3 protein-coding genes and 1 pseudogene are annotated in these 6,871 nt (G+C 63.7%); all 4 read left to right on the top strand.

The features are described from left to right. A pseudogene (locus tag JHD62_RS20740) lies at positions 1-1,259 on the top strand (exodeoxyribonuclease V subunit gamma); the annotation flags it as partial. Further along, entirely contained in the window at positions 1,256-4,819 is a 3,564-nt protein-coding gene (gene recB / locus JHD62_RS20735) for an exodeoxyribonuclease V subunit beta (RefSeq protein WP_199104475.1), read from the top strand. The pseudogene JHD62_RS20740 and the gene recB, both read left to right, overlap by 4 nt. A gap of 122 nt (positions 4,820-4,941) precedes the next feature. Then, a complete protein-coding gene (gene pap / locus JHD62_RS20730; RefSeq protein ID WP_045846706.1) occupies positions 4,942-6,426 on the top strand; it encodes a polyphosphate:AMP phosphotransferase in 1,485 nt (494 codons plus the stop codon). Continuing rightward, the coding region (locus JHD62_RS20725) for a hypothetical protein (RefSeq protein WP_199104474.1) at positions 6,419-6,871 on the top strand (453 nt) is incomplete at its 3' end. The genes pap and JHD62_RS20725, both read left to right, overlap by 8 nt.

Genomic DNA, 6,871 nt, shown 5'->3' with positions numbered 1-6,871 from the left:
GCTTCGACCTGGTGGCGCGCCACCCGCGCCGGGGCGACCGTTCGCGCCGCTTTGACGACCGCTACCTGTTTCTGGAAGCCATCCTGTCGGCCCGCCAGCGGCTGTATCTTTCTTATGTCGGCCTCTCCGCCCGTAATAACGAGCCGCTGCCGCCCTCGGCGCTGATTGCCGAACTGCTGGACTGCTTCAAGGCCATGTGTGGCGATGAAGCGGCGGCTGGGCTGCTGGTGCGCCACCCCTTGCAACCGTTCTCGCCACGCTGTTATGACGGCCATGATGTGCGGCTGGCCAGTTTCGACCCGAGCTACGCCGCTGCACTGGCGACACCGCCCGCCCAGCCGCAGCCCTTTGCCTGCGTGCTGCCACCTTTGCAGTCCGCTGCGGTGGTCCACGTCAATGACTTCATCCGCTTCTGGAAGAATCCGCCGCGCGCCTGGCTGGCCGAGCGGCTCTCCATCCGCTTGCAAGGTCAGGAAGAAGAACTGCCGGTACGCGAACCCTTCAGTGTGGACCGCGATGCCAGCCGTACCATGCGCACCCAACTGGTACAGCGCATGCTGGCTGGCAAACCGGTGGCACCGGTACGCCAGCGTCTGGTGGGGGCCGGCTTGTTACCGCCCGCACAACTGGGGCAGGCCTGGCTTGGCAGCGAAACCGCCAGCGCAGCGCGTCTGGCGCATCGCCTGCCTGCCGTGCTGACCGAAGCAACATTGCCGCCGCTGCCTATCAGCCTCACCCTGCATGGCACCACGCTGGCCGGGGAACTGGGTGGGCTGCGCCCGGAAGGGCAGATCCGGCTGGTGATTGGCAAGATGAATGCCGCCGAACGGCTGGAGTGGTGGCTGACCCACCTGCTGCTGTGTGCCACCCGTCCGGCGGGCATCGCCTGCCAGTCCATGCTGTACGACGACAGCGGCCATTACCGACTGGATGACGAAGCGGATGCCACCGGGCTGCTGGAAGCCTGGGTGGTGCGCTGGCAGCAAGGCCAGCAACAGCCATTGCCATTTTTTGGCCGCACCAGCTGGGCCTATGCCGAACAGCTGTTCAAGCAGAACGACGCTCCGCAGCTGGCGCTGGAAAAGGCGCTGGACAAGTGGGACCCCAGCTTTGTCGGTGACTTTGCCGCCCCGCAATGTGAAGAACCGGTCAACCGGCTGGTGTTCCGTCACCAGGACCCGCTGGCCGATCCGCTGTTTGCCCAATTGGCAGAAACCCTGTTGCTGCCGCTGGTGGCCAGACTGGAGGGGCAGGCATGAGTCTGCAAGTACTGGACGCCCTCAACTGCCCGCTGGCAGGCGTCAACCTGATCGAAGCCTCGGCGGGTACGGGCAAGACCTGGACCATCGCCGCGCTTTACCTGCGTTTGCTGCTGGAAGATGTACACGGCGAAGCGCCACCGGGTATCGACAGCCTGCTGGTGGTGACCTACACCAAGGCCGCCACTGCCGAGCTGCGCGAACGCCTGCGCCAGCAGCTGAGTGATTTTCTCAGCGTGCTGCAGGGCGAGCCGACCAACAACCCCTTCTTGCAGGCGCTGGCGGCCCGTTTTGCGCCGGGCAGTGTGCGGGAACTGGCCGTGCAGCGCTTGCAAGCCGCTATCAGCGGTTTTGATGCCGCCGCCATCTACACCATTCACGGCTTCTGCCAGCGCGTGCTGACCGACGCCGCCTTTGAAAGCGGGCAAACCTTTGCGGCCGAACTGGTTAGCGACGACGACCGCCTGCTGGTGGAGGTGGTGGACGATTTCTGGCGTCAGCGCGTGGTGACCAGCCCCTTGCTGTCGCAGGTGCTGGCCGAGGCCGGGGAAACGCCCGATGGCTGGCTGGCAGAAATCCGCCCCTGGCTGGCCAAACCCTATTTGCAGCTGGTGCAGCCTGCCGCGCATGATTTGCAGCAGGCCTTGCAGCAGGTGGAACAGCACTGGCATACGCTGGCCGCCGACCCGGCCACCATCCAGGCCGGGTTTGACCTCTTGCTGGCAACGGCAGGTTTCAAGGCCACCAGCCACAGCCCGGCCCAGCTGGAACGCAGCATGGACGAGCTGCAACAGTGGCTGGCCGAACCGGACAGCCTGCCCATTATCGGCAAGGACGCACTCAAACAGCTCACCCGGCTGACCCCGGCCGCGCTGGCCAAGGGCATGAAGAAAGGCTTTGTCGCGCCGGAACATGCGCTGTTCCAGCGCATCGGTGACTGGCTGGAGGCCTGGGACGGCTATCTGGCCCAGCTGCAATTGTCGCTGGCCGGCCTCAAGCTGGAGCTGATTGACTGGGTCAACCAGGAACTGGCGCGCCGTCGCAGCCAGGAGCGGGTGCGCAGCTTTGACGACCTGCTCACCGAACTGGGCAATGCGCTGGCCGACCCGGTTGGCGGCGCACAGCTGGCTGCTGCGGTGGCGCGTAGTTTCCGCGTGGCGCTGATTGACGAATTCCAGGATACCGACCCCATCCAGTACAGCATTTTCCAGCAGTGTTTTGCCGTGCAGCAGCGCCCGCTTTTTCTGGTGGGCGACCCCAAGCAGGCCATTTACAGCTTCCGCGGGGCGGATATCTTTGCCTATCTGGATGCCCGCAGCGACGCCCCCAGCGCCCAGCACTACTCGCTGGATACCAACCGCCGTTCCGACGTGCCGCTGGTACACACCGTCAACCAGCTGTTCAGCCGTGCACGCCCCTTCTTGCTGGATGAAATTGCCTACCAGCCGGTGCAGGCTGCGCCCAGCTCCGGTGCGGTACTGGAGGTGGACGACGATGATGCCGCATTTACCGTGCTGTGGCAGGAGCCGGAAACCGACAAGCCGCTGAACAAGGACAGTGCCGCCCGTGCCAGCGCGCAGGGTTGCGCCCATGAAATTGCCCGCCTGCTGACGCTGGCCGGGCAAGACCGGGCCGCCATCATCAAGAACGCGCAGCGCCGTCCGCTGCGTGGCGGTGATATTGCCGTGCTGGTGTCCACCCACCGGCAGGGCGACCAGATACGTCAGGCGCTGGCCGAGCGCGGTGTGCCCAGCGTGGCGCTTACCCAGGAAAGTGTGTTTGCCAGCCGGGAAGCCGGCGAGATGCTGGCCCTGCTGCGCGCCTGGGCCGAGCCAGCCAGTGAAAGCCGCCTGCGTGCGGCACTGGTGACCGAGCTGTACGGGCTGGATGCCGCCCAGTTGTTGGCCGACGTGGAAGACGAAGCGCGCTGGGAGGCCCGTTTGCTGGCCAATGCGGCCGATCATCAGCGCTGGCTGGAACATGGCTTCATGCGCGCCTGGCGGCAGTTCATGGCGCGCGAGCAACTGGCCGTGCGCTTGCTGCCCTTGCCCGATGGCGAGCGGCGGCTGACCAATCTGTCCCATCTGGCCGAGCTGCTGCAAAGCGAAACCGACCGCCGCCATGGCATGGCACCCTTGCTGGCCTGGCTGGAGGGCAGGGTGGCCAACCCGCCAGGCGGTGAAGAAGCCATGCTGCGGCTGGAAAGTGATGCCGCGCTGGTGAAAATCGTCACCATCCACACCTCCAAAGGCCTGCAATATCCGGTGGTGTTCTGCCCTTATCTGTGGGATGGCGCGCTGGAACGACGCAATACCAGTTTCTGGCGCTACCGTGCCGCTGAACGCGCCATGCTGGCACCGGACGTGCTGGCCGACGCCGCCGTGCGTCAGCAAGCCGCCAGTGAAATGCTGGCGGAAAAACTGCGCCTGCTCTACGTGGCGCTGACCCGTGCCCAGCATCGGCAATACCTGGCCTGGGGCTGGGTGAAGGACATGCAAACCGCCGCGCTGTCCTGGTTGCTGCATGCGCAGGATTGTCCCGATCTGGCTGCGCTGCGCGAGCTGGAGCTCACCGCCGCCCAGCTAGCCAGCCAGCTGGCGACGTGGCAGCAAGCCCTGCCGCAGGCCATGACATTGCGCGCACTGCAGCAGGGGCTCAACCCCTTGCCTCTGGCGCAAGACAGCCGGCAGGACTATAGTGCGCGCCTGTTCGAGAGGACGGTTTACAGCCCGTGGCGGGTAGCCAGCTTTACCTCGCTTGCCCACGGGCAGAGCGGCAAGTCCAGCGAGCGACCCGACCACGACAGCACGCCGCAGCAAGTTGTGCCAGCGCAGGAAAATGCGTTGCCGCCGGACAGCCCGTTTGCCTTTCCGCGTGGCGCGCGCGCTGGTACTTGCCTGCACGCCATGTTCGAAAACATCGACTTCGGCATGGCTGATGAAGAACTGCAGGCCCCGGTGGCCGAGCAATTGCGACGCCATGGTTTTGCCGAGGAATGGCAGCCAGCTGCCATGCAGTTGCTGCGCCAGACGCTGGATGCCGAACTCGACCCCGGTGTGCGCCTGTCGGCGGTGCCTGCCGGACAAAAGCTGGTGGAAATGGAATTCACCCTGCCGGTACGGCAACTGGACGTGGCTGCCCTGCGTGCGGTGCTGGCCGACCCTGCCCATGGCATGGCCGAGCCGCTGCGCCAGGCCGCAGCGGAGCTGGATTTCCACACCGTGCGCGGCTATCTCAAGGGTTTCATCGACCTGGTGTTTGCCGTGGACGGCCGCTTTTATCTGGTGGATTACAAGTCCAACCACCTGGGCAATCAGCCGGACGACTATGCCCCGGCGCAACTGGTGCAGTCGGTGGCGCGTGAACATTATTATTTGCAGTACCTGATTTACTGCGTGGCGCTGCGTCGCTATTTCAGCGCCCGCCAGCAGGATTTTGCCAGCAGCTTTGCCGGGGTGCGTTATCTCTATCTGCGCGGCATGGGGCAGCCCGGCATGGGGGTGTGGTGCGACCAGCCTTCCGCCAGCCTGCTGGCTGCGCTGGATGATTTGCTGCGTTGACGGGAAGGGGTTGAAGGGAATGGGCATTGCCTTGCCATTGGCATGGAGTAGACTGCTAAACATCAGCCCCGCCACACAAGGCGGGCAAGCACAAAGGCTGCGATGCGGCCGGGGAGACAGGAATGTTTGAATCGGCAGAAATCGGCCACGCCATCGACAAGGACACTTATCGCCAGCAGGTGCCGGTATTGCGCGAAGCGCTGCTGGACGTGCAGTACGACCTGAAGGAAAAGGCTGATTTCCCGGTGTTGATCCTGATTCACGGTTTTGACGGCGCGGGCCGTGGCGAAACCATGAACCTGATCAACGAATGGCTGGACCCGCGGCTGATCGACACCGTGGCCTTCTCCACGGCCAATGACGAAGAACGCGCCCGCCCGTGGATGTGGCGCTACTGGCAAAAGCTGCCGGCCAAGGGACGTATCGGCATGTTTTTTGGTTCTTACTACTCGGATGCCCTGTTCGACCGGGTGTACGAGCAGATCGACCACGACGCCTTCGACCGCGAAATATTCGACATCATGCGGCTGGAGCGCATGATCAGCCAGGATGGCGCGCTGATCCTGAAATTCTGGTTCCACCTGACCAAGGACAAGCAGCGCAAGCGCCTGAAAGAGCTGGAAAAAGACCCGGCCACCCGCTGGCGCGTGACGGCGGACGACAAGGCCAATATGGAGCGCTACGACACCATACGCAAATATGGCGAGCACATGATCCGCCTGACCAATACCGCCTACGCGCCGTGGATCGTGGTGGATGGCGAGGACGCCAATTTCCGCAGCCTGACCGTGGGGCAGACCATTCTCAAGGCCATCCGCAACCGCATGAGCCAGAATGGCCATGTGGTGGATGCTTCGGAAGCGCCTCCCTTGCTGGCTCCGATTGACGACAAGGTGATCCTGGACACGCTCAAGCTGGACCAGGACATGGACAAGGCCACCTACAAGAAACGGCTGGCCGAGTTGCAAGGCAGGCTCAACAGCCTCACCCGCGACGAACGCTTTCGCAATCATTCGCTGGTACTTGCCTTTGAAGGCAATGATGCCGCCGGCAAGGGCGGTACCATCCGTCGTATTACCCAGGCACTGGATGCCCGCAGCTACCGGGTGATTCCGGTGGCCGCCCCCACCGAGGAAGAGCGAGCCAAACCCTGGCTGTGGCGCTTCTGGCGCCGGGTGCCGGGCAAGGGCGGCATCACCATCTTCGACCGCACCTGGTATGGCCGCGTGCTGGTGGAACGGGTGGAAGGCTTTGCCCGCGAGCCGGACTGGATGCGGGCCTATTACGAAATCAACGACTTCGAGCACCAGCTGTGCGAAAACGGCGCCATCGTGCTGAAGTTCTGGCTGGCCATCAGCAATGAAGAACAGATGGCCCGCTTCAAGCTGCGCGAAGAAACCGGCTTCAAGCGTTTCAAGATTACCGAGGAAGACTGGCGCAACCGTGAAAAATGGGATGCCTACAAACTGGCAGTCAGCGATATGGTGGATCGCACCAGCACCAGCAAGGTGCCGTGGACGCTGGTGGAAGCCAACAACAAATACTATGCCCGCATCAAGGTGCTCAGCACCATTTGTAATGCGCTGGAGGCCAGACTGGGTGCGTAGTGTCCTGTTGCTGCTGTGCTGCCTGCTGCTGATGCCGGCGCAGGCGGCTGAAGTCAATTTGCGGGCCGGGGTGGTGGTGGACAATGCCGGCCCCTACAACTTCACGCCGGACAGCCCGATGGCCGGTATCTACCGCGAGGCGCTGGAACATATCGGCAAGCACAGCGGTGTGCGTTTTGACATCGAATATTATCCGGCCCTGCGCATCGAGCAGTTGTTCGAGGTAGGCAGGCTGGATGTTGAAGTCGGGGTCAATCCCTCCTGGCGCAGCATGTCACCGGTGGGCGGGTTTTATACCCAGCCCATCGGCACCCTGGAGTTCCAGCTGTGCAGTCGCCTCGGCGGCAGCCGGCTGCGCAATCTGGAAGAACTGCGTGGCCAGCGCATCGGCCTGTTGCAAGGACAGCCGCTGGTCAGCTTTGCCGCCGATCTGCAGCGCCATGGC

This window comes from Aquitalea sp. ASV11, assembly GCF_016429185.1.
Lineage (GTDB): Bacteria > Pseudomonadota > Gammaproteobacteria > Burkholderiales > Chromobacteriaceae > Aquitalea > Aquitalea pelogenes.
The sequence above is the reverse complement of the archived record's forward strand: the minus strand, read 5'-3'. Positions and strand labels throughout refer to the sequence as shown.

Excerpts from the sequence above, each read along its gene's own strand:
- pap (WP_045846706.1), top strand. The coding sequence starts at position 4,942 with ATGTTTGAATCGGCAGAAATCGGCCACGCCATCGACAAGGACACTTAT.
- recB (WP_199104475.1), top strand. The coding sequence starts at position 1,256 with ATGAGTCTGCAAGTACTGGACGCCCTCAACTGCCCGCTGGCAGGCGTC.